Source organism: Marinobacter sp. MA (genome assembly GCF_048298425.1).
Lineage (GTDB): Bacteria > Pseudomonadota > Gammaproteobacteria > Pseudomonadales > Oleiphilaceae > Marinobacter > Marinobacter salsuginis.
In genome coordinates, this window is record NZ_CP103058.1 from 924083 (window position 1) to 946240 (window position 22158).

A 22158-nucleotide genomic window follows, 5' to 3' on the forward strand; every position below is an offset into this window, starting at 1 on the left:
GAGAGTAAAAACACTATGACGTCCAGCCGCCCGTACCTGGTACGAGCATTCAATGAATGGATTCTGGACAATGACTGCACTCCATACATCGTGGTGGATGCAGGCATTCAGGGTGTACAGGTGCCGACCGAGCATGTCGCCAATGGGCAGATTGTTCTGAATATCAGTCCGGGAGCGGTCCGTGGTCTGGTTATCGGTAACGGTGCACTCGAGTTCAGTGCCCGTTTCGGTGGCGTCCCCATGCAGGTTTTCATTCCGCTGCAGGCGGTTATGGCAATCTACGCCAAGGAGAACGGTGAGGGCATGGTGTTCGGCAGTGAGCCAGGCTCTCCGGATCCGGATGGCACTTCCCGTGAGCGTGAGGGCGAGCAGTCTGCATCCGGGCAGGAGGATCGCCCTTCGGGCAGGCCAACCCTCAAAGTGGTGAAATAAACCGCACCCCGTAGTCCAGAAAAAGCCAGCTTATGCTGGCTTTTTTTATCCGCCAAAAATCTTGGCGTCGATCAGCCCGCAGAGGGCATTGATGATGAGGAGAAGTAACGGCGTTGCCTCTGTGGGGCTGAGGTTATTCAGCGCAATTTCGTGATCTTCCGGATGCAGGAGCGATGTTATATCGGATTTCTCCCTGGCGCTGAGGACCACAACGCTCATCTCCCGGTCATGGGCGACCTGGATCGCCTGGATCAGGTTTGCCTTGTGGCCATCGTCCACGATGACGAAAAGAAGATCTCCGGGTTTGCCAATGGCCCTGACCTGGCGGGAAAAAGTGTCGTTGAAGCGATTATCCCGGCAGATCGCGGAATAGGTTGTCGCATCGGCGCCAAGATTGATGGCAGGTAGTGCAGGGCGGTCCTGGTCGAACCGGTTTAGAAGGGCGGTGCAGAAGTACTGGGCCAGAATATTGGCATTGCCGTTGGCGCAGGTAATGATTTTCCCATCCTGGAGCAGCGTTCCCGCGAAGGCATTGGCAGCCTCTTCAATGTCGGGGCCAACGGTGCTGGCGGTCTGTGCGGTATGCTCCATATGGCTCGCGAACCACTGATTGATCTGGTGTTCGGTATCGGTCATTTTCAGTATCACTATCCTGCCAGAATTGCGTTCCTGATCCATTGTACCCGGTATTTTTTAACGGTACCCGGGCTGATGGCAACCACATCAATCCGCGAGACGCTGTTCCAGAGCCCATGGCGGTGCAAATAAAAGGAAACGGCACGGATCAGGCGTTTCTGTTTGGGGTAATTGATTGAACTTGCAGGGTCAACAAGACTGCCCGTCCCCCGATAACGGACCTCAAAGAACACGAGGGTCTCGCCATCCTGGCCGACGATGTCGATTTCGCCGCCGCGATTGTAGACATTGCGCTCTAGAATCCGGACGCCTCGACTGGCGAGGTATCGGGCCGCGACGCCTTCAAAATGGTTGCCCGTGGTTTTGGTGCCATCCATGGCAGCTGGTCTGCTCCTGTAGTGTTACTCGCTAATGGGGGCCGTTTCCTGGTTCGTGACTTCTGGCTCGCTCTCTTCAGTCACCGGGTCGGGGATGAGCTCAGGAACCCCATTACGGAACTGCGCCCAGAGCTGTTCCCGGTGGATGCTGCCTTCGGCTGTCATGGTCAGGATTCCGGTCTGCCCGGAGATCGAGGCGCTTTCAACCTGTCTCAACAGGGGCAGGCGTTTGCTCAGGTGCCACGCATCGGCGCCCATGGCGAACAGGCGACCGGGTTGGCCACGGGTACCGGAAAGGTTCTCTGTAGCCCGGGTTCGAAGTTCATTGTCATCTCCCAGCACCCAGGGAATGTCGGTGAAAATAACCCCGTTCAGGTCACGGTCCCGGGAGGGTGCGGGTGTGCCCTCGTAGATGATGGATGGCGAATAAACGGGCAGGTCACCACCGAAATAAAAGGCGAACAGAGGCTTGAACTGCCGCGCAACGGTGGGCTCTGCCACCATGACGATGGCGTCGGCGTCCTGCCGGCGCCTCGGCTCGAACTCGACATCCATGCCGATGGTCCGCTCAACCTGAATGGCCCTGTCCCGGGAAACGGTGATGCCCAGAAGGTCGGCCGTTACCGCCCGAAGATTGTCCTCCCGGTAGAAGCGCTCGATATCCAGTGCAACCCCTTCGTTGGAGGCCATTCGCTTCAATAACGCGGCCTCAACCCGATCGCCCCATTCGCCACCGGGGATAAGAACCAGAACCTGGCGCAGTTGTTCTGCGGCAAGTCGGTCGGCAATCTGTCGGGCCTCATCTTCGGCGGAAAGCCCGAATTGATACAGCCCGTCAGCTGGCCGGGTATCGGCTGGCAGATAGTTTAGCCCGAGCGCAGGCACCGGCAGCGTATTCATTGAGCCAAGCCCCGCAAGCGCTTCCTTTTCGAGGGGGCCGACAATCAGGTCGATATCCTGTTCGGACAGCTGCTTGTAAAGATCGGCGAACGCTGTGCCGGCGGTGTTGAAAATGCGAATGTCTGTTTCGCCCCGGTCGGCAGAGTCATCAAGGTAGTAGGCCGCCAGAAAGCCGTCCCGGATTGCCTTGCCTGCCGTTGCCAGCGGCCCCTCGAGGGGAAGGGCAAGTGCGATTTTTTCGGGGCGACTTTCGGCCAGCGTCGCGATCAGTCGCAATTCCGCAGGCAGAACCTGGGCGGCCGGATGACCCGGCCAATTGTTTTGCCAGTTGCGGATGATTCGTCCCTGCTCGTCAATGCCGGCGTCCGGTGTTCTGACAAGGCTGGCCAATTCCAGCCAGCCCTGGGCTTCATAGCCGATGGCCTGGGCAGAAGCCGAGCTCAGGTCGCCCTCAGAGACCTGTTCCAGCAGGGACCAGATCCGGTTGTGAATCTGCTGCGCATCCGCCGTGTTATCGGTTTGCGCCAGCAGAATCAGGGTCATTGCCGCAGATATGGGCTCGCCGGCGAGGCCGTATGTGTCCGTCTGCAGGTTGGCCGCCCGGGTGATCAGGTCAGCCGGGTAGTCGATAAAGGTAGAAGGAGCAAGTTCGCCGGCGATTGCTTTTGCCCAGGACTCATCCCCAAGGGCTGTGGCGCTCGCCATGGCCAGCAGCAGTTTTTGATTGCCAAGCCCGGAGGCGGGTTGCGCGAGCTGCCGACTTTGCAGTAGCGTTCTGGCCGCTTCGTGATGGCCCTGATCCTGGAACCTGCTGGCGATCCGAAGCAGATAGGCCTGTGCGGTTTCGGTGTTGTCCTCGTTGCTCGCCAGTTCCAGGGCCTGGTCGGCAGTTTGTGCAACGTGGGTTTCGAGGTTCACGGTGGCGCAACCAGCCGACAAAAGGGCGGCAGTAAATACGCTGGCCAGGGCTCGTTGATGAATGCGGATCTTTATCATGGCAGGCTCGACATACTCCGGATGATTGGGCTTGTAGCGCCAGACTAACGGTGGCAAGTTTAACAGCTCCGGGGTTAATTCACATGACGTAACTGTCACTGTCCCGGGCTCCCCATGAGAGAGGCAGAAGCTTTGAAAGATGAAGTTAGCGATATCACATCGTCAGACAGCCGCAAGGGTGAATTGAAAGGAACGCTCTATGTTGTTGCCACACCCATCGGCAATCTCGACGATCTGTCTCCGCGGGCGGCCCGGACACTGGCCAGTGTGGATGTGGTGGCAGCAGAGGATACGCGCCACAGCGGGCGGTTGTTGAGCCATTTGGGTATCCAGAAGCGCATGGTCGCGTTGCACGATCATAATGAAAAGGATCGCGCCGCCGGGATACTGACTGAGCTGCAGGCCGGACGTGATGTGGCTCTGATCTCCGATGCGGGTACGCCGCTGATTTCAGATCCCGGTTATGTGCTGGTGCGCGAGGCCCGGGCTGCAGGCCATCGAGTCAGCCCGATCCCCGGGCCCTGTGCTCTGGTGGCGGCATTGAGTGTCGCCGGTCTGCCGACGGATCGATTCCTGTACGTGGGATTTTTGCCTGCAAAGCGCTCTGGCCGCAGGGCCAGTCTCGACGTGCTGAGCAGTGAAGTGGCGACCCTGGTCTTCTATGAGTCGCCCCATCGGATTCTGGAATCGGTACGCGATATTGCCGACGTGCTGGGACCGGATCGTGAGATGGTGCTGGGTCGCGAAATAACCAAGACCTTCGAAACCTTCTACTCCGGCTCGGTGGCCGACGTTCTGGCTGAGTTGGAACGTGACCCCCATGGAAACCGCGGCGAGTTCGTAGTGATGGTTCGCGGCGCAGCGGCTCAGGCCGGTAGTGAGGAGGCAGCTACCATGGACGTGGACCGTGTACTTCGTGTTTTGCTGGCGGAGCTGCCGGTCAAGAAGGTCGCCAAAATGGCTTCAGAGCTGACCGGGCTATCGAAAAACGAGCTTTATCAAAGGGCCCTGGCATTAAAGGATGGTTGAATTCAGGGGCAGTTTCTCTTGCAAGGCCATAGGTGCAGGAGTATTGTCTCGCCCGAGCTCGCCAGACAGTCGCCGCCGGTTTTCCGGGGGAGGAAAGTCCGGGCTCCACAGGGCAAGGTGCCAGGTAACGCCTGGGCGGCGCGAGCCGACGGAAAGTGCAACAGAAAGTATACCGCCTAAGCGCCTTCGGGCGCCGGTAAGGGTGAAATGGTGCGGTAAGAGCGCACCGCGTGGCTGGCAACAGTCCACGGCGATGGTAAACCCCACCTGGAGCAAGACCAAATAGGAATCCAATGGCGTGGCCCGCGCTGGATTCGGGTAGGTTGCTTGAGGTCTGTGGTGACGCAGACCCTAGATGAATGACTGTCCAAGACAGAACCCGGCTTATCGGCGAGCTCGTTTTTTCCCTTCGTGTGACGTCTGTCATTCTCAACGGGCGTTCTTTATAGCCAAAAAATCTTAAACCTCACTTGCAGTCTTCAGACTTTTTTGCAGGTATTTGATTTTATTTCTTTTCTTTTCCGTAATCTCACGATTTCATCGAATCCAGTCCTGTAACCTCTTGTCGTTAAAGGAAGTTTTCCAAGAGTGGCGCTGTTTGCGGCGCTTGCATTGTGTATTGCGTGTTTCTATAGTGTGCAGAAGTGGGAAAAAGTGGATTCTAGTGGTTTTTTGTGGATATCAGGCACCCAGAGACAGCGTAAATGAGCAATTTTCTTGGCAGTCATGCCATCAATATGGATGCGAAGGGTCGCCTGGCGATCCCCGCCAAGGTGCGCGAAGAGCTCGCGCAGGCCTGTGGTGGGCGCATTGTATTGACGGCAAACGCTGACGAGGAGCGGTGCCTGTTGCTTTATCCCGAGCCCGAATGGGAGGTTTTACGGCCCAAGATCGAGGCGCTTCCGAACATGAACAAAGCGGCCCGGCGTCTCCAGCGCCTGATCCTGGGTAACGCTGCGCCCATGGAGCTGGACTCTGCCGGCCGCATACTGATTCCGCCAACGCTGAGAAGCTATGCCCATCTGGAGAAGAAGCTGATGTTGATCGGGCAGGGCAAGAAGCTTGAGCTCTGGAGCGAGGAGCGCTGGTTCGCCTGGCTGGATGAGTCCTCTGATGACGAAGAGATGCCGCCCGAGATGGAGGCGCTGTCCTTATGACCTCCGATCGCAGTCAGGAGGCCGGGGCGGTGTACTCGCATCGCTCGGTACTCCTGGATTCGGCGGTCGACTATCTGGTTAACGACCCCGATGGCTATTACGTGGATGGCACCTTTGGACGGGGTGGCCACAGTCGCCTGATTCTGGGCCGTCTCGGAGAGTCGGGTCAGCTGCTTGGCATTGACAAGGATCCGGAAGCGATTCGCGCGGCGCGGGAGCTGGAAGCCCAGGATAGCCGTTTTCACTGTTTTCATGGTTCCTTTGCAGAGCTTGGCGCCGCGCTGGCCGGTCAGGGTTGGCAGGCAGTCAAAGGAATTTTGCTGGATCTGGGCGTGTCATCGCCGCAGCTTGATGATGCCTCACGTGGCTTCAGTTTCATGCGGGATGGTCCGCTGGACATGCGAATGAACACCGAGAAATCGCCCAGTGCGGCGGAGTGGCTGGCAACGGCGGAAGAATCGGATATAGCGAATGTGATCTTCCGCTATGGCGAGGAACGGTTCTCCAGGCGCATTGCGCGGCTCCTGGTCGAGCGTCGGCAAGAGGCGCCGGTCGAGACGACGCGTCAGTTGGCAGAGCTGGTCAGCGAGGCCGTGCCCAAGAAAGAAAAGCACAAGCATCCGGCCACTCGGACGTTTCAGGCCATCCGGATTTTTATCAACCGGGAACTGGAGGATCTGGAAATCGGCCTTCAGTCTGCTGTTGACCACCTGGCACCCGGCGGGCGCCTGGTGGTGATCAGTTTTCATTCGCTGGAGGACCGGCTGGTCAAGCGATTCATGAGGGATCTGGCCCGGGGGCCGCAGCTGCCCAAGGGTGTTCCGGTAACCGCGGAACAGGAAGCGTCGGACTTCCGGCTTGTTGGCAAGGCCAGCAAGGCTGGCGCTGACGAAGTAAGTGACAACGTACGTGCCCGCAGCGCAGTCATGCGGGTTCTGGAACGCACAGATACCAGAAAAAACTCGCAGGGGAGCGCGTGACCATGGGCGCGGTAGCCATTGAAGAGCCGGTAAAAACGGCAAAGCTGAACAAACAGAAGGTCCGGGACGGCGTTGCAACCGCGGTCCGGATTTCAAGGCAGGTGTTTGCTGCGACGAAGCAAGGCAGAGTGCTGGTCTCGCTCGGGCTGGTTGCCGTGTTGCTGGCTTCCTCCATCGGCGTGGTGGTCAGTGCTCACGAGAACCGGGAGCTCTTTAATACCCTGTCCCAGCTTCAGTCCGAGCGCGATCGCTACCAGAGCGAGTGGAGCCAGTTGCTGCTGGAGCAAAGCGCACTGAGCGCCCACGGGCGAGTGGAGAAACTGGCGGCCGAGCGTTTCGGCATGGTGGTGCCGGGGCGTCAGGACATTGTTCTGGTACCGCTGATGTCGCCGGTTGCTGACCGATAGTCAACGAAAACAACAACGATTCAGGGTGATCGACGTGTCCGATCAGGGAAAGAAGACAACATGGGGGCAGCGTCTGGCGTCCGGGCTGGCAGCCTGGCGTTTTGGCTCCGTCGTGGGCGTCTTTCTCCTGGTCGTAGGTGTGCTTGGCTGGCGCCTGGTTGACCTTCACGTAGTCGACAACGAGTTTCTGCGCAAGCAGGGAGATGTCCGGACCATCCGGGTTGAGAGTATTGATGCCCATCGCGGTGTGATCACTGATCGTTACGACGAACCACTGGCCGTCAGCACCCCGGTGCAGACCATCTGGGCCAATCCTTCGGAGGCCGATCCCGCCGAGGCGCGACTGACTAACCTCGCGCGGCTTCTGGATATCAATGAGGCTTCCCTCCGGCAGCGTCTGGAAGAGTACTCCGGACGGGAGTTTATCTACCTGCGCCGAAAGGTTCAGCCGGATCTGGCCAGAAAGGTCCTGGATCTGGAGATTGATGGTGTCTACGCCCGCCAGGAGTACCGCCGATATTACCCTGCGGGCGAAGTGACCGCTCACGTTGTGGGCTTCACAGATATTGATGAGCGTGGCCAGGAAGGGATCGAACTTGCCTACAACCAGTGGTTGTCCGGCGAAACCGGCCGCAAGCGTGTTCTGAAAGACAACCGGGGTCGAGTCATCAAGGATCTGACCCTGATTCGCGATGCCAGTCCGGGCCAGAATCTCGCGCTCAGCATTGATCTGCGCCTCCAGTACCTGGCTTACCGGGAACTCAAGGCGGTGGTGGCGGCTCATAATGCCAGAGGGGGCACGCTGGTCATGCTCGACGTGGATACCGGTGAGGTCCTGGCAATGGTCAACCAGGGGTCCTACAACCCCAACGATCGCAGCCAGCTTGCCGCCGAGAATCTCCGGAACAAGGCCATTACCGATCTGTTCGAGCCCGGCTCAACCATGAAGCCGATTACCATGGCGGCCGCCCTGGAGTCCGGCACTTACTCGGTTAACAGCACCATTGATACCAATCCGGGCTTTCGCCGGTTTGGTCGTTTTACCATTCGGGACCACCGCAACTATGGCGTGATGGATATGGCCGAGATCATCGTCAAATCCAGCAACGTTGGAATCAGCCGGATTGCCACCGATCTTGGTGGTGATGTGATTCGCGATCTTTACGCCAGGCTTGGGCTTGGCCAGCCAACGGGTATCGGTTTTCCGGGCGAAGCGGTGGGGGTCTTGCCATCGCCGCCCAAGTGGCGTCCAGTGGAAGAAGCAACGCTGTCTTATGGTTATGGCATGAGTGTGAATGCTCTTCAGCTGGCCCAGGCCTATATGGTGATTGCCAACGGTGGTGTGCGGTATCCACTGAGCCTGGTTCGGCAGGATAAAAAGCCGGAGGGGCAACGGGTGCTGTCGGAGCAGGTAGCCCATCAGGTTCGCGCTATGTTGCGCGAGGCAGTGTCGAGGGGAACGGGTAAACGTGCACAGCCGGGATTCTACTCGGCCGGCGGCAAGACCGGGACGGTTCATCTTGTTGGTGCCCAGGGATACGAAGACAGCCAGTACAAGGCGATTTTTGCCGGTATGGCGCCCATTGATAATCCAAGACTGGTTACGGTTGTGGCCGTTGATGCGCCGCAGTCCGGAGAGTACTACGGTGGCGAAGTGGCGGCGCCGGTATTCTCACGGGTAATGAGTGACGCACTGCGACTGTTGAATGTGAAGCCTGAACTGGAAGTGGGAGAGGCCGAAATCGGTTCTTCTGCTACCGGAGAGCGAGGGTAAGCCTATGTGCATCACATCTCTCAGCACGTTATTGCAAGGTATTGTGGCGGTTCCATCGGTCTTCGACGTGACCATTCACGGTCTGAAATCCGACAGCCGGGAAGTCGCCTCCGGCGATGCGTTTATAGCCCTTTCGGGTGCCAAAACGCCCGCTGATTTTTACGTGGACAAGGCGATCACCGCTGGCGCGACGGTCATCCTTTTGGAAACCGAACAGGCCGGCGAGTGCGCAGAGCACCACGGCGCCCTGATAGTGCCTGTTGCCGGCCTGCGCGGTTTGGTGGGTCGAATTGCAGATCGGTTCTTTGAGCACCCCTCCCAACGTCTTCGCCTGATCGGTGTAACCGGAACCAATGGCAAGACCTCGGTCTGCCAGTATGTGGCGCAGTTGCTCAGGGAAACTGGTACCCCGTGCGGCATCCTCGGCACTCTGGGCTACGGCATGCCTGGTTCGCTTCAACCAGCAACTCACACCACGCCGGATGCGGTTCAGGTCAATCGTGTCCTGTCCCGGATCGTGAAGCAGGAGGGCCGCGCTGCCGTGATGGAGGTGTCCTCCCACGCGCTGGATCAGGGTCGGGTGGACAACATCTCCATGACCGGGGCCGTGTTTACCAATCTCACCCGGGATCATCTCGATTATCACGGCTCCATGGAAGCCTATGGTGCGGCCAAGGCACGCCTCTTCGAACGAGAGGAGCTGCACTTTTCGGTGATCAACTTTGACGATCCTTTCGGTCGGCAGCTGTTTGAACAGCTTGAAGGCAAATGTGATCGCGTGCGCTACAGCCTTCACGAGGCCCAGACAGAGCTATGGTTGCGCGAGTTCCGGCCAGCCGACGACGGTTTTGAAGCGGAAGTGGATGGCGAGTGGGGGCGGTTTGTTATCGCGGTTCCCCTGATGGGCAGCTTCAATGCAAGTAATGTCCTGGCGGCGATGGCGACAGTCCTCACGCTCGGGGTTCCGGTCGATCGTGTACAGCAGGCCGTCGGCCGACTCGCGCCGCCCCCTGGCAGGCTTGAGAGATTCGATGGTGCCAATGGGGTCAGAGTGGTGGTTGATTACGCCCACACTACCGATGCCTTGGCCAATGCCCTGGCTGCACTGCGACCTCATGTGGACGGCGAACTGATTTGTGTTTTCGGTTGCGGCGGTGACCGTGATACCGGCAAACGTCCGGACATGGCCCGGGAAGCCGAGAAGCTGGCGGACCGTGTAGTGGTAACGGACGACAATCCCCGTAGTGAACATCCTGAAGCAATTGCGCGGGATATCCTTGCCGGATTCTCGGATTCAGCAAAGGTGACGGTCATTCATGACCGGGCCGAGGCCATCCAGTCGGCGATCCGTTCTGCTACTCCGAACGACCTAGTTTTGATCGCAGGAAAAGGGCACGAGGCCTACCAGGAAATCGCCGGCCAGAAATACCCGTTCAGCGATGCTGAGCAGGTTCGCCACAACTTGAAACTCAACGGGGGTGTGGCATGATGCGCGCCTTTTCGCTGGCCGAAGCCAAGGGCTGGCTCGACGCCGAGTGCGCCTCGGGCGACCTCGAGTCAGTGGCGTTCACTGGGGTTTCTACCGACACCCGTACCCTGGAGCAGGGGCAGCTGTTCGTGGCGCTTCGTGGCGAAAACTTTGATGGCCACCGGTTCCTGCAACAGGCGTTGGCCAAGGGCGCCGTTGGGCTGGTGGTCGATACGCCTGACAACAGTGTCGACCTACCCCAGTTAGTGGTAGACGACACGTTGGATGCCCTGGCCAGGCTTGCTTTGGGCAACCGCGGAGAAAGCAAAGCCAGCATTCTTGCTATCACCGGCAGCAGCGGCAAGACCACGGTCAAGGAGATGTGTACCGCCATTCTCTCGCAGATGGGCAAGACGCTTTCCACAAAAGGCAACCTGAATAATCACATCGGTGTTCCGCTTACCCTGTTTGGTCTTTCGCCAGAGCATCAGTATGGCGTGATCGAGCTGGGTGCCAGCGGGCTGGGTGAAATTGCCCATACGGTTGCCCTTGCGAAGCCCCGCGTTGCCATCCTCACCAATGCGGGCGAGGCCCATCTGGAAGGGTTTGGCAGCTACGAGAATATTGTGCTGGCCAAGGGTGAAATCATTGATGGCGTGGCGGCAGACGGGCTGATGGTACTGAACCGCGACGATCCGGCTTTCGAGCAGTGGCGAACGCGTGCCGGAGCCCGTCGTGTTGCCGGAGTGAGCCGTCTCGGTGCCGAAGCCGATTATCACGCGGTCCTCGAGAGCCAGGACGCTGGAACCAGAATCCTTCAGGTGAGCGGTCCGGACGGCTGGCATTGCCGGGTCACCCTGGTACTTGAGGGTGACCACAACATCACCAACATGCTGCTTGCCATCGCAGCCACCCGCGAGCTGGGCGCCAGTGATCGGGCGATTGTCGAAGGGCTGGCCAGTGTTGCGCCGGTAAAGGGGCGGCTCCAGGTTCTGAAGCTGTCACCGGAACTGACGCTGATTGACGACAGTTACAACGCCAACCCGTCCTCCATGAAGGCCGCGCTTGGAGTTCTGGCCGGGCGCGAGGGTCGGAAAGTGGCTGTGCTTGGTGCCATGGCAGAGCTCGGCGCCGAGGCCAGGACCCTGCACCGTGAGGTTGGGGAATGCGCCCGGGAGCGCGGTATTGATCGACTGATTACCGTGGGGCCGGGTTGCGAGGGTTATGCCGACGGGTTTGGAGAGTCCACGGAACTTGGGCTGAGCCACGAGCAGGCCGTCGAATCGGCCATTGGGGACAAAAACACACCATTGACAGTGCTGGTCAAGGGTTCTCGCAGTTCCGCCATGGAGCGTGTGGTGGAGGGGATTAAAGAAAAGGTGAATAACTCATGCTGCTCTGGCTGACAGAGGTTCTATCACAGTATTTCTCGGCACTGACGGTGTTTCAGTATCTGACCCTGCGGGGAATTCTGGGCACACTCACGGCGCTGCTGATTTCGCTGATCATCGGCCCGGTGATGATTCGTAAACTGAGCCAGTACCAGATTGGCCAGGCGGTGAGAGATGACGGTCCCCAGACCCACCTCAGCAAAGCCGGCACGCCGACCATGGGGGGCGCGCTGATCCTGGTGGCCATTGGCATCAGCACGCTGCTGTGGGCCGATCTTGGTAATCGCTATGTCTGGGTTACGCTCCTGGTGACGCTTCTGTTCGGCGCCATCGGCTGGGTTGATGACTATCGCAAGGTGGTGGAGCGCAATCCGAGAGGTCTGCCGGGTCGCTGGAAATACTTCTGGCAGTCGGTCATTGGTGCCACGGCGGCCGTGGTTCTGTTCTTCAGCTCGGCGTTGCCGCAGGAGACCTCTCTGTACGTGCCGTTCGTCAAACAGGTGTCCCTCACTCTTGGTCCGGTATTGTTCATCCTGCTGAGCTACTTCGTCATTGTCGGCAGCAGCAACGCGGTCAACCTGACTGACGGTCTGGACGGGCTGGCCATTATGCCAACGGTCATGGTCGCAGGCGCTCTCGGCATCTTCGCCTACCTGTCCGGGCACGCCCAGTTCGCCAACTACCTGCTGATCCCGCACCTTCCGGGCACCGGTGAGCTTATCGTTTTCTGTGGCGCCCTGGTCGGAGCCGGGCTTGGTTTCCTCTGGTTCAACACCTATCCGGCCCAGGTATTCATGGGGGATGTGGGCGCTCTCGCGCTTGGGGCGGCCCTGGGTGTGGTTGCGGTTATTGTTCGCCAGGAAATCGTCCTGTTCATCATGGGCGGTGTGTTCGTGATGGAGACCATATCGGTGATCCTGCAGGTTGCATCCTTCCGACTGACCGGTCGGCGGATCTTCCGCATGGCGCCGCTGCATCATCACTTCGAATTGAAAGGCTGGCCGGAGCCGAGGGTGATCGTCCGGTTCTGGGTGATCACCGTTGTTCTGGTCCTGATTGGCATTGCCAGTCTGAAACTGAGATAGGAAAGCACAGCAACTATGAGTGTCATTGTTTCGGATCGTCGCACACTGGTCGTAGGGCTCGGTAAAACCGGGCTTTCCTGCGTGCGCTATCTGTCCGAACAGGGACGGGACGTCACTGTGGCCGACAGCCGTGAGGCCCCGCCCGGTCTTGAGCAGCTGAGAGCAGGCTGGCCGGATGTTCCTGTGCACCTGGGGACCTTTGACAAAGAACTGTTTGCCGGCTTCAACGAGCTGGTGGTAAGCCCGGGCATCGCCATTTCGGAGCCTGCCATTGCCGCTGCTGCGGGCCAGGGCGCCAGAATCCGCGGCGACATTGATCTGTTTGCCGAGGCTGCCGATGCGCCCATTGTGGCCATTACCGGTTCCAATGGTAAAACCACCGTCACCACCCTGGTGGGTGAAATGGCAAAGGCCGCCGGCCGGAAGGTCGCTGTCGGCGGCAATATCGGCACCCCCGCGCTGGATCTACTGGGGCAGGGCGCCGATCTGTACGTACTCGAGCTGTCGAGTTTCCAGCTCGAGACTACGGACGAACTGAACGCCCTGGCGGCGACGGTACTGAACGTCAGCGACGATCACATGGATCGTTACCCGAACAAGATGGCTTATTTTCAGGCCAAACAGCGGATTTTCCGGGGCTGCAAGAACGCCGTTGTCAATCTGGACGATGCGCTGAGCACACCCATGGCGAGGGACAACCTCAGGTTCCTGTGTTTCGGCTTCCACCGGGTGAATCCCGAGACCTTCAGTACCCGGGACGATGACCAGGGTACCTGGATTACTTTTGGTTTCGACAACCTTGTGTTGGCCAGTGAACTGAAACTGATGGGGCATCACAATATAAGCAACGTGATGGCTGCGCTGGCACTGGGTCATGCCGCTGGTCTGCCCATGGATGTCATGCTGAAGGTTGCCCGGGAATTCCCGGGCCTGCCGCATCGATGCGAGTTTGTGCGCCGTGTGAACGATGTGGATTTCATCAACGATTCCAAGGGCACCAATGTCGGCGCCACGGTAGCCGCCATTGAAAGCCTTGCACCCGCCAATGGCAAAGTCGTTTTGATTGCTGGCGGTGATGGCAAAGGGGCCGATTTCACTGCACTGGAAGCCCCCATTGCGCTCTATTGTCGGGCGGTGCTGCTGATTGGTCGTGATGCATCGGCGATCGCCGATGTGCTGGGAAGCGGCATTCCGGTTCATCGGATGGACAGCCTCGCCGAGGCGGTCTCTCGCTCCGCGGAGCTGGCGGTGCCCGGGGATCGGGTCCTGCTTTCGCCGGCCTGCGCGAGCTTTGATATGTTCCGTGATTATCTTGATCGCGGTGACCAGTTCCGATCTCTGGTGGAGGGCCTGTGATGCACGCAGATCTTTCCCTGCAGAACCGGAATCAATGGCTGGGCGAGGTCCAACCGCTGCCGATGCTGGTGATCAGTTCGGTCGCCTTGCTGGTGCTCGGGGTTGTCATGATTTCCTCGGCGTCCATGGATATGGCCGCTGAGACCATGGGCAACAGTTACCACTATGTGATTCGCCAGCTGATGTTTGCCGGTCTTGGCTGCCTGCTGGCGCTGGTCGCCGTGAACGTTCCGGTGGCCTGGTGGGAGCGCAGTGGCTGGTTGCTCCTGGGCATCGGTCTGCTGGCCCTTGTTCTGGTGCTTACGCCGCTGGGGCGTACCGTTAACGGCTCCACTCGCTGGATTCCGTTTGGGCTGTTTAATGTCCAGGTTTCGGAAGTGGCGAAGCTCTGCCTGATTGCCTATCTGGCCGGCTACGTGGTCCGTCGCCGGGATGAATTGCTCAATACCTGGCCTGGCTTCCTCAAACCGCTGGTGGTTCTTGGTCTGGCATCGGTGCTGCTGGTTATTCAGCCGGATTTCGGTGCCACGGTGGTGCTGGTGACGGCCGCGGCGGGCATGATTTTCCTGAGCGGTGTGCGGCTTAGCCGGTTTGTACCTTTGATCGGTACGCTGGTGGTTTTGGGTGCCATTCTGATCGTTACCCAGCCCTATCGGCTGAAACGGGTTGTCAGTTACCTCGACCCCTGGAAAGACCAGTTCGACAGCGGATACCAGTTGACCCAGTCGCTGATTGCCTTCGGTCGGGGAGACTGGGGCGGTGTCGGCCTGGGCAATTCCATCCAGAAGCTGTTCTACCTGCCAGAGGCACACACCGACTTCATCTTTGCCATTATCGCGGAAGAGTTCGGACTCCTCGGATCGCTGCTGGTACTCAGCCTGTTCACCCTGCTGGTAGTGACCGGTTTTGTCATTGCCCGCCGGGCAGAGAAAGCGGATATGCCGTTCGGCGCCTGTTTTGCCTATGGTCTGACCCTGCTGATCGGCCTGCAGGCGGGCATCAATATGGCGGTCAGTACCGGCCTGTTGCCGACCAAGGGGCTGACCCTGCCGTTGGTCAGTTACGGCGGGTCCAGCCTGATGATCACCTGTATCTGCATTGGCATTCTGGCCCGGGTGGAAATGGAACGGCTTGATCAGGAAAAACTGGCCCGGGAAAAGACCGGCCCGAAGACGCGGGGAGGTGCGGTGTATGACTGAGCAGCGCCGCTTCCTGATGATGGCCGGCGGCACCGGAGGCCATGTCTTCCCGGCCCTCGCAACGGCGAGGGCACTTGAAGCCCGTGGTCACCAGGTGTACTGGCTCGGTGCCAGTGGTGGCATGGAGCAGAGGCTGATCGGCGAAACCGATATTCCGCTGTCACTGATTCACATTTCCGGTTTGCGCGGCAAGGGCAAACTGGCCCTGGTGCTGGCCCCGTTCCGCCTGATGCGAGCACTCGGTGAGGCGTTCACCATCCTGCGCCGGATTCGCCCGGACTGTGTCGTCGGTATGGGAGGGTTTGTCACCGGGCCAGGTGGTGTGGCCGCCTGGTTGAACCGCACACCCCTGGTGATTCATGAACAGAACGCCATTGCAGGCATGACCAACCGGATTCTGGTGCGATTTGCAGAAACCGTACTGGAAGCGTTTCCCGGCAGCTTTGGGCCAAAAGTCGTTACCCGCTGTACCGGCAACCCGGTCCGGGAGGATCTCGCGAACCTGCCGGTACCCGAGCAGCGGATGGCAGGACGGGAAGGTGCCCTCAGGTTGCTGGTGGTTGGTGGCAGCCTGGGCGCTCAGGTGTTCAACGAGCAGCTGCCCGAGGCTCTGGCCATGTTGCCGGAGGCCGATCGGCCGGTGGTTCGTCACCAATGTGGTGAGCGCCATGCAGATGCAGCCCGGCAGGCCTATGAGCAACACGGGGTTGAAGCCAGCGTGGAGCCGTTTATCAAGGATATGGCAGAGGCCTATCAATGGGCCGATCTGGTGCTTTGCCGGGCCGGCGCACTCACGGTTTCCGAACTGTGTGCTGCCGGTATCGGCGCAGTACTGGTGCCATTTCCCCACGCGGTGGATGACCACCAGACGAAAAATGGCCAACAGATGGTGGCGGCGAAAGCAGCCATCCTCATCCCCCAATCGAAGATGACCCCGGCGGTGCTGGCGGAAACTCTGGGCGATCTTGCCCGGGATCGCAGCCGGGCAACAGATATGGCAAAGGCCGCTCGAACGCTGGCCCGCCCCGATGCAACGGAGAGAGTCGTGAATTACTGTCTGGAGGCCGCCAATGGCTGATGCAACCAATCCGCCCCTGGTCTATCAGGTGCCTGAAATGCGCCGGATCCGTCACATCCACTTCGTGGGGATTGGTGGTGCAGGGATGAGCGGCATCGCCGAGGTTCTCAAGAACCAGGGCTACGACGTTTCCGGCTCGGATCTGAAAGAAGGTGCGGTGACCGATCGCCTGAAAGCCATGGGCGTGGAAGTCCAGATCGGCCACCGGGAGGAAAACAGCGCCAGTGCCGATGTGGTTGTGGTTTCTTCGGCGGTATCCGCGGAAAACCCCGAAGTTGTGGCCGCACGCAGTCGTCGGGTGCCGATCGTACCCAGGGCAGAAATGCTGGCGGAAATCATGCGCTACCGTCATGGCATTGCCGTGGCCGGAACCCACGGCAAGACCACCACCACAAGTCTGATTGCATCCATTCTGGGCGAGGCGGGTCTGGACCCAACGTTTGTCATTGGCGGCAAGTTGAACAGCGCCGGTACCAACGCCCAGCTTGGGGGATCCCGTTATCTGGTGGCGGAAGCCGATGAGAGCGATGCCTCCTTCCTGCATTTGACGCCGGTGATTTCGGTGGTAACCAACATCGAAGCCGACCACATGGATACCTATGGCGGCGATGTTGAAAAACTGAAGCAGACCTTTGTGGATTTCCTGCACAACCTTCCTTTTTATGGCATCGCGGTGATGTGCGTAGACGATGGGTACGTTCAGGAAATCATTCCCCGGATTTCCCGGGCGATCATTACTTACGGCATTGACAACCCGGACGCGGACTACCGTGCCGAAGGCATCCACTCTGACGGTCTGCGCACCCACTTTGTGGTGAAGCGTCCGGCCGGGAGAAGTGATCTGACCGTCGAGCTGAAAATGCCGGGCCGACACAACGTACTGAACGCTCTGGCGGCCATTGCCGTGGCCACGGACGAAGGCGTTGACGATGACGCCATCTGCCGCGGGCTGGCTGGTTTTGCCGGTGTCGGGCGCCGGTTCCAGGTTTACGGCGATTACAAGACACCCAAGGGTACAGTAACGCTGGTAGACGATTACGGTCATCACCCCACGGAAGTGGAGGCAGTGATCCGCGCGGCACACGATGCCTGGCCTGACCGTCGCCTGGTCATGCTTTACCAGCCGCATCGGTTTACCCGGACACGAGACCTTTACGAAGACTTCGTTCGGGTCCTCTCCGAAGTGGACGCGTTGCTGCTGATGGACGTGTATTCCGCTGGCGAACCGGCGATTCCGGGTGCCGATGGTCGGGCCCTGTGTCGCAGTATTCGCCAGCGTGGGCAGGTGGAGCCGGTCTTCGTCGAGGATAACCGGGAGATCGAAGCCCTGTTGGCCAATGTTCTGAAGGATGGTGACCTGCTGATAACCCAGGGCGCCGGCGATATTGGCGGTGTGGCTTCGCGGCTGGCGGCCGCGGGAGTGATTGCGGGTGAGTGATATGCATCATAACGAAACGCAGGTCTATCAGGCAGATCCCGAACTCGTGAGGGCACTCGGACGAGTCGCTGTCTTCATGGGCGGCGATTCCGCAGAGCGGGAAGTGTCCCTGAAAAGCGGCAAGGCGGTGCTGGCAGCGCTGGTATCTGCGGGCGTGGATGCCTACGCGGAGGACGTTCAAGGGTGTCTTCTGAAAACGGTCGATAATCCGCAATTTGATCGTGTCTTTATTGCCCTGCATGGCAGGGGCGGCGAGGACGGTACCTTGCAGGCCATCCTTTCGCAGGCCGGGATTCCGTATACCGGCAGTGAGGTTCTGGCCTCCGCCCTGGCCATGGACAAGCTCAGAACGAAGTACGTCTTCGAAGGTTGCGGCCTGCCGACGCCGAAGTTCCGGACCATGACCAGCGTCGACCAGGCGGACCAGATTATCGGTGAATTGCGCGCGCCACTGAGCGTGAAGCCTTCCCGGGAAGGTTCCAGTATCGGTATCCGGAAGGTGCATACCGCCGCCGAGCTGGCCGATGCATACGAAGCTGCGGCCGCGCTGGACAGCCTTGTGCTGGTGGAGGAATGGATCGAGGGGCCCGAGTTCACCGTCAGTCTGTTGCAGGATCAGGCGCTTCCGGCCATCGGTCTGAGTGCCAGCACTGAGCACGTTTTTTACGATTATGACGCCAAGTACCTGGCGGACGACACCCGTTACCAGATTCCCTGTGGATTGGCGCCCGAGGACGAAGTTCGACTCCAGCACCTGGCTCTGGATGCGTTTCGGGTTGTTGGCTGCCGGACCTGGGGGCGGGTCGACATCATGCAGGACAGCAACGGTCAGTTCTGGCTGCTGGAAGTCAACACGGTGCCCGGAATGACCGACCACAGCCTGGTGCCCATGGCGGCGAAGGCGGCAGGCATCAGTTTCGAAGAGCTGGTGGTCCGGATACTGAAGGACACCCTGGAGGGCGCCGATGCTTGAAACACTGCTGATCCGGAGCCGGGCGACACCGTCCGAGCCCCCGCGACGCCGGGGGGCAACGTCCCTTGGTCCTGAGCGGGACCGGTTTGGAGTGTTGAAAGGTGTGCTGGCGGCCGTGCCCTGGCTTCAGGTGGGCATGGGCGCCGTGATTGTATTGTTGGCCGCGCTGGTGCCCTGGGGCACCGGCAAGGTGCTGGGTGCCATGGATCAGCAGATCCTGGCGGTGGATGTAAAAGGGGATTTTGTGGGCGACAGCCGGGTGGCTATTGAGCGCGCGGCTGGCGACTGGATCGGCAAGAGCTATTTCGCCACAGACCTCTCAGAAATCAAGGAAAGCCTGGAGCGCCGGCCCTGGGTTGAGTCCGCTGCCGTGCGTCGGGTCTGGCCTGACCGGCTGGTGATCGATATCCGGGAAAAAAAGCCCCTGGCTTACTGGACCGACGGGCGCCTGGTCAGCCGGACTGGCGAATTGTTCGCGCCGTCCAACCCGGAAGTGGCGGGGCGGTTACCGAGACTCGCGGGGCCGGATGAGAGGGTGCGGGATGTGATCAATATGGCGCGGACCATGAGTGACAGGCTGGTCGCCCGGGGACTGGGGTTTTCTGGCCTGGCCCTGGAACACCGGGGCGCCTGGACCCTGCAGCTGGCCAATGGCATCGAAGTGGTGCTTGGCCGGGATCAGGTGGAGCAGCGGTTCGAGCGGTTTATCACGGTTTATGAAAACCGGCTGGCAGCACGGTCGGACGAAGTCAGTCGGGTGGATGCCCGTTACACCAATGGTGTGGCGGTCAAATGGAAAGCTGTCGAGACAGCCTCCAGCCCAAAATCATAGCAACGGTTAATTCAGACCTACGGTTTGGTGGAACACATGTCATCGGTTGAAACGGAAAACATGATTGTCGGCCTCGATATCGGAACCTCCAAGGTGGTTGCGATTGTCGGCAAGCGCAAGATGGACGGCACCATCGAGGTGGTGGGCATTGGCTCTCACCCTTCCCGGGGCCTCAAGCGTGGAGTGGTGGTGAACATCGAAACCACCGTCCAGGCCATTCAGCGCGCCGTGGAAGAGGCGGAGTTGATGGCCGGTTGCCGCATTCACTCGGTGTATGCGGGCATTGCCGGTAGCCACATCAAGAGCCTGAACTCCCACGGAATTGTTGCCATCCGTGACCGTGAAGTCACCCAGGCCGACATTGACCGGGTGATCGATGCCGCCCAGGCGGTCGCGATTCCGGCAGACCAGAAGATCCTTCACATTCTGCCCCAGGAGTTCGTGATCGACAGTCAGGAAGGCATCAAGGAACCCATGGGGATGTCCGGTGTACGCCTGGAGGCAAAGGTTCACCTGGTGACCTGCGCGGTGAATGCCGCCCAGAACATCGAGAAATGCGTCAAGCGGTGTGGCCTCGAGGTGGATGACATCATCCTGGAGCAGCTGGCTTCCAGTCACGCCATCCTCACCGAAGACGAAAAGGAACTTGGGGTCTGCGTCGTCGATATCGGTGGCGGCACCACCGACATTGCCGTGTTTACCGGCGGTGCGATTCGACACACGGCGGTAATTCCGATCGCCGGCGACCAGGTCACCAACGACATTGCCATGGCACTGCGCACACCCACGCAGAACGCCGAAGAAATCAAGATCAAGTATGCCTGCGCCCTGACCCAGTTGGCCGGCGCGGATGAAACCATCAAGGTGCCCAGTGTGGGCGATCGCGCACCGCGGGATCTGTCCAGGCAGGCCCTGGCCGAGGTGGTGGAGCCGCGTTACGAGGAGCTGTTCACCCTGGTGCAGTCAGAATTGCGCCGGTCCGGGTTCGAGGATCTGATTCCGGCAGGCATCGTGATAACCGGCGGTTCGTCCACCATGGAAGGGGTGGTGGAACTGGCCGAAGAGATCTTCCACATGCCGGTAAGGCTGGCCTGTCCGCAGGCAGTTTCCGGTATGACGGAGGTGGTCAACAACCCCATCTACGCCACTGGCGTCGGGTTGTTGATTCATGGTTTCCGCCAGATGGATCTGGGGCGGGCACCGGTGCTCAAGGGTGAAGATGCACCCTCGCTGTTTGAGCGCATGAAAGCCTGGTTTACCGGTCATTTCTGACGGAACCGGGTGGGTAGTACACGAAGGTATCTCGAAAACACAATCTCGAACAAACAGCCCGGAACAAGGGCTGAAAACAGCACGAAGGAGTAGGGGAAATGTTTGAACTCGTCGATAATGTCCAGCAAAACGCTGTCATTAAAGTCGTCGGTGTAGGCGGTGGTGGCGGTAACGCCGTTCGCCATATGCTTAACAGCGACATCGAAGGTGTGGAATTTATCTGCGCCAACACAGATGCGCAGGCGCTGACCGATATGGACGCGCGCCAGATCATTCAGCTCGGTGGCAACATCACCAAGGGTCTGGGTGCCGGCGCCAATCCGGAGGTTGGTCGTCAGTCCGCCCTGGAAGATCGTGATCGCATCGCCGAGGCCATCAAGGGCGCGGACATGGTTTTCATCACCGCAGGTATGGGCGGTGGCACCGGTACCGGCGCTGCGCCGATCGTGGCGGAAGTGGCCCGTGAGCTCGGCATTCTGACCGTTGCCGTGGTCACCAAGCCGTTCATGTTCGAAGGTGGCAAGCGCATGAGCGTTGCCGAATCCGGTCTGAAAGAGCTGGAAGAAAGCGTCGACTCCCTGATCACCATCCCCAACGAGAAGTTGCTGGCCGTGATGGGCAAGAAAACCAGCCTGCTGGACGCCTTTGCCGCCGCCAATGACGTGCTTCTGGGTGCGGTTCAGGGCATCGCCGACCTGATTACCCGCAACGGTATGATCAACGTCGACTTTGCCGACGTGAAGACCGTCATGTCCGAAATGGGTATGGCGATGATGGGCACCGCTCGGGCGACTGGCGAAAACCGTGCGCGGGAAGCCGCCGAAGCGGCCGTTCGCAGCCCGCTGCTGGAAGACATCAACCTGCAGGGTGCCAAAGGTATTCTGGTCAACATCACCGCTGGTATGGACCTCAACCTGGGCGAATTCTCCGAGGTTGGCGACATTGTGCGTGAGTTTGCGTCTGATTCTGCCACGGTGGTTGTTGGTACCGTCATTGATCCGGAGATGACCGACGAACTCAAGGTAACGGTTGTTGCGACCGGTCTGGGCGGTGATCGCGAGAAGCCGACCAAGGTGGTGGACAACACCCGCACCCTGGACGGCAAAACCGATTACAACCAGCTGGATCGTCCTGCTGTTCTGCGTCGCCGGGCCGTTTCCCACGGGAACGTAGCTATCGACCAGAGCAAGGACAGCGAGGAGCAGGGTGTCGACTATCTCGATATTCCCGCATTCCTCCGTCGTCAGGCTGACTGATAATCTGGTGCAATTGTGATCCGGTTCCGGTTTGTCATCGAAATATGGAACCCGAAAACCGGTGAATACGTGCACCGATTGCCAATAGTTGCGCGCTGAATGAACATTCGGCAACAACGGAT

20 protein-coding genes and 1 other RNA gene are annotated in these 22158 nt (G+C 59.5%); 18 read left to right on the forward strand and 3 right to left on the reverse strand.

Going from position 1 to position 22158, the window contains the following annotated elements:
* Window positions 1–15: 15 nt before the first annotated feature.
* Window positions 16–432, forward strand: a complete 417-nt coding sequence (locus tag NUW46_RS04240) for a ClpXP protease specificity-enhancing factor (protein ID WP_174805052.1) — start codon at window positions 16–18, stop codon at window positions 430–432.
* Window positions 433–477: 45 nt separating this feature from the next.
* On the opposite strand, the gene NUW46_RS04245 is transcribed toward NUW46_RS04240, so the two are convergent.
* The 3 genes from NUW46_RS04245 to NUW46_RS04255 are packed head-to-tail and all read right to left on the reverse strand — an operon-like array spanning window position 478 to window position 3398.
* Entirely contained in the window at window positions 478–1068 is a 591-nt protein-coding gene (locus NUW46_RS04245; protein ID WP_418141439.1) for a D-sedoheptulose-7-phosphate isomerase, read from the reverse strand.
* Window positions 1069–1079: 11 nt separating this feature from the next.
* Window positions 1080–1445 carry a YraN family protein gene (locus NUW46_RS04250; protein WP_136630356.1) on the reverse strand — a complete coding sequence of 122 codons (366 nt, stop codon included), beginning with the start codon at window positions 1443–1445 and terminating at the stop codon, window positions 1080–1082.
* Between the two features lie 24 nt (window positions 1446–1469).
* Window positions 1470–3398, reverse strand: coding sequence for a penicillin-binding protein activator (locus NUW46_RS04255; RefSeq protein WP_418141440.1), 1929 nt, complete (start codon window positions 3396–3398; stop codon window positions 1470–1472).
* Between the two features lie 75 nt (window positions 3399–3473).
* On the opposite strand from NUW46_RS04255, the gene rsmI reads away from it, so the two are divergent.
* From rsmI to ftsZ, 17 genes are all read left to right on the forward strand, one after another.
* Entirely contained in the window at window positions 3474–4370 is an 897-nt protein-coding gene (rsmI, locus tag NUW46_RS04260) for a 16S rRNA (cytidine(1402)-2'-O)-methyltransferase (RefSeq protein ID WP_418141441.1), read from the forward strand.
* 53 nt (window positions 4371–4423) lie between these two features.
* Window positions 4424–4773, forward strand: an RNA gene (rnpB, locus tag NUW46_RS04265) — RNase P RNA component class A.
* A 301-nt stretch (window positions 4774–5074) separates the two neighbouring features.
* The gene (mraZ, locus tag NUW46_RS04270) at window positions 5075–5527 is read left to right on the forward strand and encodes a division/cell wall cluster transcriptional repressor MraZ (protein ID WP_064227001.1); all 453 of its coding nucleotides are present in this window, start codon (window positions 5075–5077) and stop codon (window positions 5525–5527) included.
* The gene (gene rsmH / locus NUW46_RS04275) at window positions 5524–6507 is read left to right on the forward strand and encodes a 16S rRNA (cytosine(1402)-N(4))-methyltransferase RsmH (RefSeq protein ID WP_418141442.1); all 984 of its coding nucleotides are present in this window, start codon (window positions 5524–5526) and stop codon (window positions 6505–6507) included. Before mraZ ends, rsmH begins: the two co-directional genes overlap by 4 nt.
* Before the next feature lie 2 nt (window positions 6508–6509).
* Entirely contained in the window at window positions 6510–6914 is a 405-nt protein-coding gene (ftsL, locus tag NUW46_RS04280; protein WP_153634610.1) for a cell division protein FtsL, read from the forward strand.
* 34 nt (window positions 6915–6948) lie between these two features.
* Window positions 6949–8688 (forward strand): peptidoglycan D,D-transpeptidase FtsI family protein, encoded by a 1740-nt coding sequence (locus NUW46_RS04285; protein WP_418141443.1) that lies wholly within the window; start codon window positions 6949–6951, stop codon window positions 8686–8688.
* 4 nt (window positions 8689–8692) lie between these two features.
* Window positions 8693–10177 carry a UDP-N-acetylmuramoyl-L-alanyl-D-glutamate--2,6-diaminopimelate ligase gene (locus NUW46_RS04290; protein WP_418141444.1) on the forward strand — a complete coding sequence of 495 codons (1485 nt, stop codon included), beginning with the start codon at window positions 8693–8695 and terminating at the stop codon, window positions 10175–10177.
* Window positions 10174–11562, forward strand: a complete 1389-nt coding sequence (locus NUW46_RS04295; RefSeq protein WP_418141445.1) for a UDP-N-acetylmuramoyl-tripeptide--D-alanyl-D-alanine ligase — start codon at window positions 10174–10176, stop codon at window positions 11560–11562. The genes NUW46_RS04290 and NUW46_RS04295 overlap by 4 nt, the downstream gene beginning before the upstream one ends.
* Complete coding sequence (gene mraY / locus NUW46_RS04300) at window positions 11547–12632, forward strand: phospho-N-acetylmuramoyl-pentapeptide-transferase (RefSeq protein WP_064227007.1); 1086 nt, start codon at window positions 11547–11549, stop codon at window positions 12630–12632. Before NUW46_RS04295 ends, mraY begins: the two co-directional genes overlap by 16 nt.
* Before the next feature lie 15 nt (window positions 12633–12647).
* The gene (gene murD, locus NUW46_RS04305; RefSeq protein WP_418141446.1) at window positions 12648–13988 is read left to right on the forward strand and encodes a UDP-N-acetylmuramoyl-L-alanine--D-glutamate ligase; all 1341 of its coding nucleotides are present in this window, start codon (window positions 12648–12650) and stop codon (window positions 13986–13988) included.
* Entirely contained in the window at window positions 13988–15187 is a 1200-nt protein-coding gene (ftsW, locus tag NUW46_RS04310) for a putative lipid II flippase FtsW (RefSeq protein ID WP_291910335.1), read from the forward strand. Before murD ends, ftsW begins: the two co-directional genes overlap by 1 nt.
* Window positions 15180–16265, forward strand: coding sequence for an undecaprenyldiphospho-muramoylpentapeptide beta-N-acetylglucosaminyltransferase (gene murG, locus NUW46_RS04315; protein ID WP_136631478.1), 1086 nt, complete (start codon window positions 15180–15182; stop codon window positions 16263–16265). Before ftsW ends, murG begins: the two co-directional genes overlap by 8 nt.
* A complete protein-coding gene (gene murC, locus NUW46_RS04320; RefSeq protein WP_136631479.1) occupies window positions 16258–17703 on the forward strand; it encodes a UDP-N-acetylmuramate--L-alanine ligase in 1446 nt (481 codons plus the stop codon). The genes murG and murC overlap by 8 nt, the downstream gene beginning before the upstream one ends.
* A 1-nt stretch (window position 17704) precedes the next feature.
* Entirely contained in the window at window positions 17705–18676 is a 972-nt protein-coding gene (locus NUW46_RS04325; protein WP_222466195.1) for a D-alanine--D-alanine ligase, read from the forward strand.
* Window positions 18669–19508, forward strand: coding sequence for a cell division protein FtsQ/DivIB (locus tag NUW46_RS04330; protein ID WP_209398886.1), 840 nt, complete (start codon window positions 18669–18671; stop codon window positions 19506–19508). Before NUW46_RS04325 ends, NUW46_RS04330 begins: the two co-directional genes overlap by 8 nt.
* A 36-nt stretch (window positions 19509–19544) precedes the next feature.
* Complete coding sequence (ftsA, locus tag NUW46_RS04335) at window positions 19545–20780, forward strand: cell division protein FtsA (RefSeq protein ID WP_008176504.1); 1236 nt, start codon at window positions 19545–19547, stop codon at window positions 20778–20780.
* 98 nt (window positions 20781–20878) lie between these two features.
* Window positions 20879–22036 carry a cell division protein FtsZ gene (ftsZ, locus tag NUW46_RS04340; RefSeq protein ID WP_008176500.1) on the forward strand — a complete coding sequence of 386 codons (1158 nt, stop codon included), beginning with the start codon at window positions 20879–20881 and terminating at the stop codon, window positions 22034–22036.
* The last annotated feature ends 122 nt before the right edge of the window (window positions 22037–22158 follow it).

Coding starts and splice junctions, on each gene's coding strand:
- NUW46_RS04240 (WP_174805052.1), top strand. CDS start 16: ATGACGTCCAGCCGCCCGTACCTGGTACGAGCATTCAATGAATGGATT.
- NUW46_RS04245 (WP_418141439.1), bottom strand. CDS start 1,068: ATGACCGATACCGAACACCAGATCAATCAGTGGTTCGCGAGCCATATG.
- NUW46_RS04250 (WP_136630356.1), bottom strand. CDS start 1,445: ATGGATGGCACCAAAACCACGGGCAACCATTTTGAAGGCGTCGCGGCC.
- mraZ (WP_064227001.1), top strand. CDS start 5,075: ATGAGCAATTTTCTTGGCAGTCATGCCATCAATATGGATGCGAAGGGT.
- rsmH (WP_418141442.1), top strand. CDS start 5,524: ATGACCTCCGATCGCAGTCAGGAGGCCGGGGCGGTGTACTCGCATCGC.
- ftsL (WP_153634610.1), top strand. CDS start 6,510: ATGGGCGCGGTAGCCATTGAAGAGCCGGTAAAAACGGCAAAGCTGAAC.
- NUW46_RS04290 (WP_418141444.1), top strand. CDS start 8,693: ATGTGCATCACATCTCTCAGCACGTTATTGCAAGGTATTGTGGCGGTT.
- NUW46_RS04295 (WP_418141445.1), top strand. CDS start 10,174: ATGATGCGCGCCTTTTCGCTGGCCGAAGCCAAGGGCTGGCTCGACGCC.
- mraY (WP_064227007.1), top strand. CDS start 11,547: ATGCTGCTCTGGCTGACAGAGGTTCTATCACAGTATTTCTCGGCACTG.
- murD (WP_418141446.1), top strand. CDS start 12,648: ATGAGTGTCATTGTTTCGGATCGTCGCACACTGGTCGTAGGGCTCGGT.
- ftsW (WP_291910335.1), top strand. CDS start 13,988: ATGCACGCAGATCTTTCCCTGCAGAACCGGAATCAATGGCTGGGCGAG.
- murG (WP_136631478.1), top strand. CDS start 15,180: ATGACTGAGCAGCGCCGCTTCCTGATGATGGCCGGCGGCACCGGAGGC.
- murC (WP_136631479.1), top strand. CDS start 16,258: ATGGCTGATGCAACCAATCCGCCCCTGGTCTATCAGGTGCCTGAAATG.
- NUW46_RS04325 (WP_222466195.1), top strand. CDS start 17,705: ATGCATCATAACGAAACGCAGGTCTATCAGGCAGATCCCGAACTCGTG.
- NUW46_RS04330 (WP_209398886.1), top strand. CDS start 18,669: ATGCTTGAAACACTGCTGATCCGGAGCCGGGCGACACCGTCCGAGCCC.
- ftsA (WP_008176504.1), top strand. CDS start 19,545: ATGTCATCGGTTGAAACGGAAAACATGATTGTCGGCCTCGATATCGGA.
- ftsZ (WP_008176500.1), top strand. CDS start 20,879: ATGTTTGAACTCGTCGATAATGTCCAGCAAAACGCTGTCATTAAAGTC.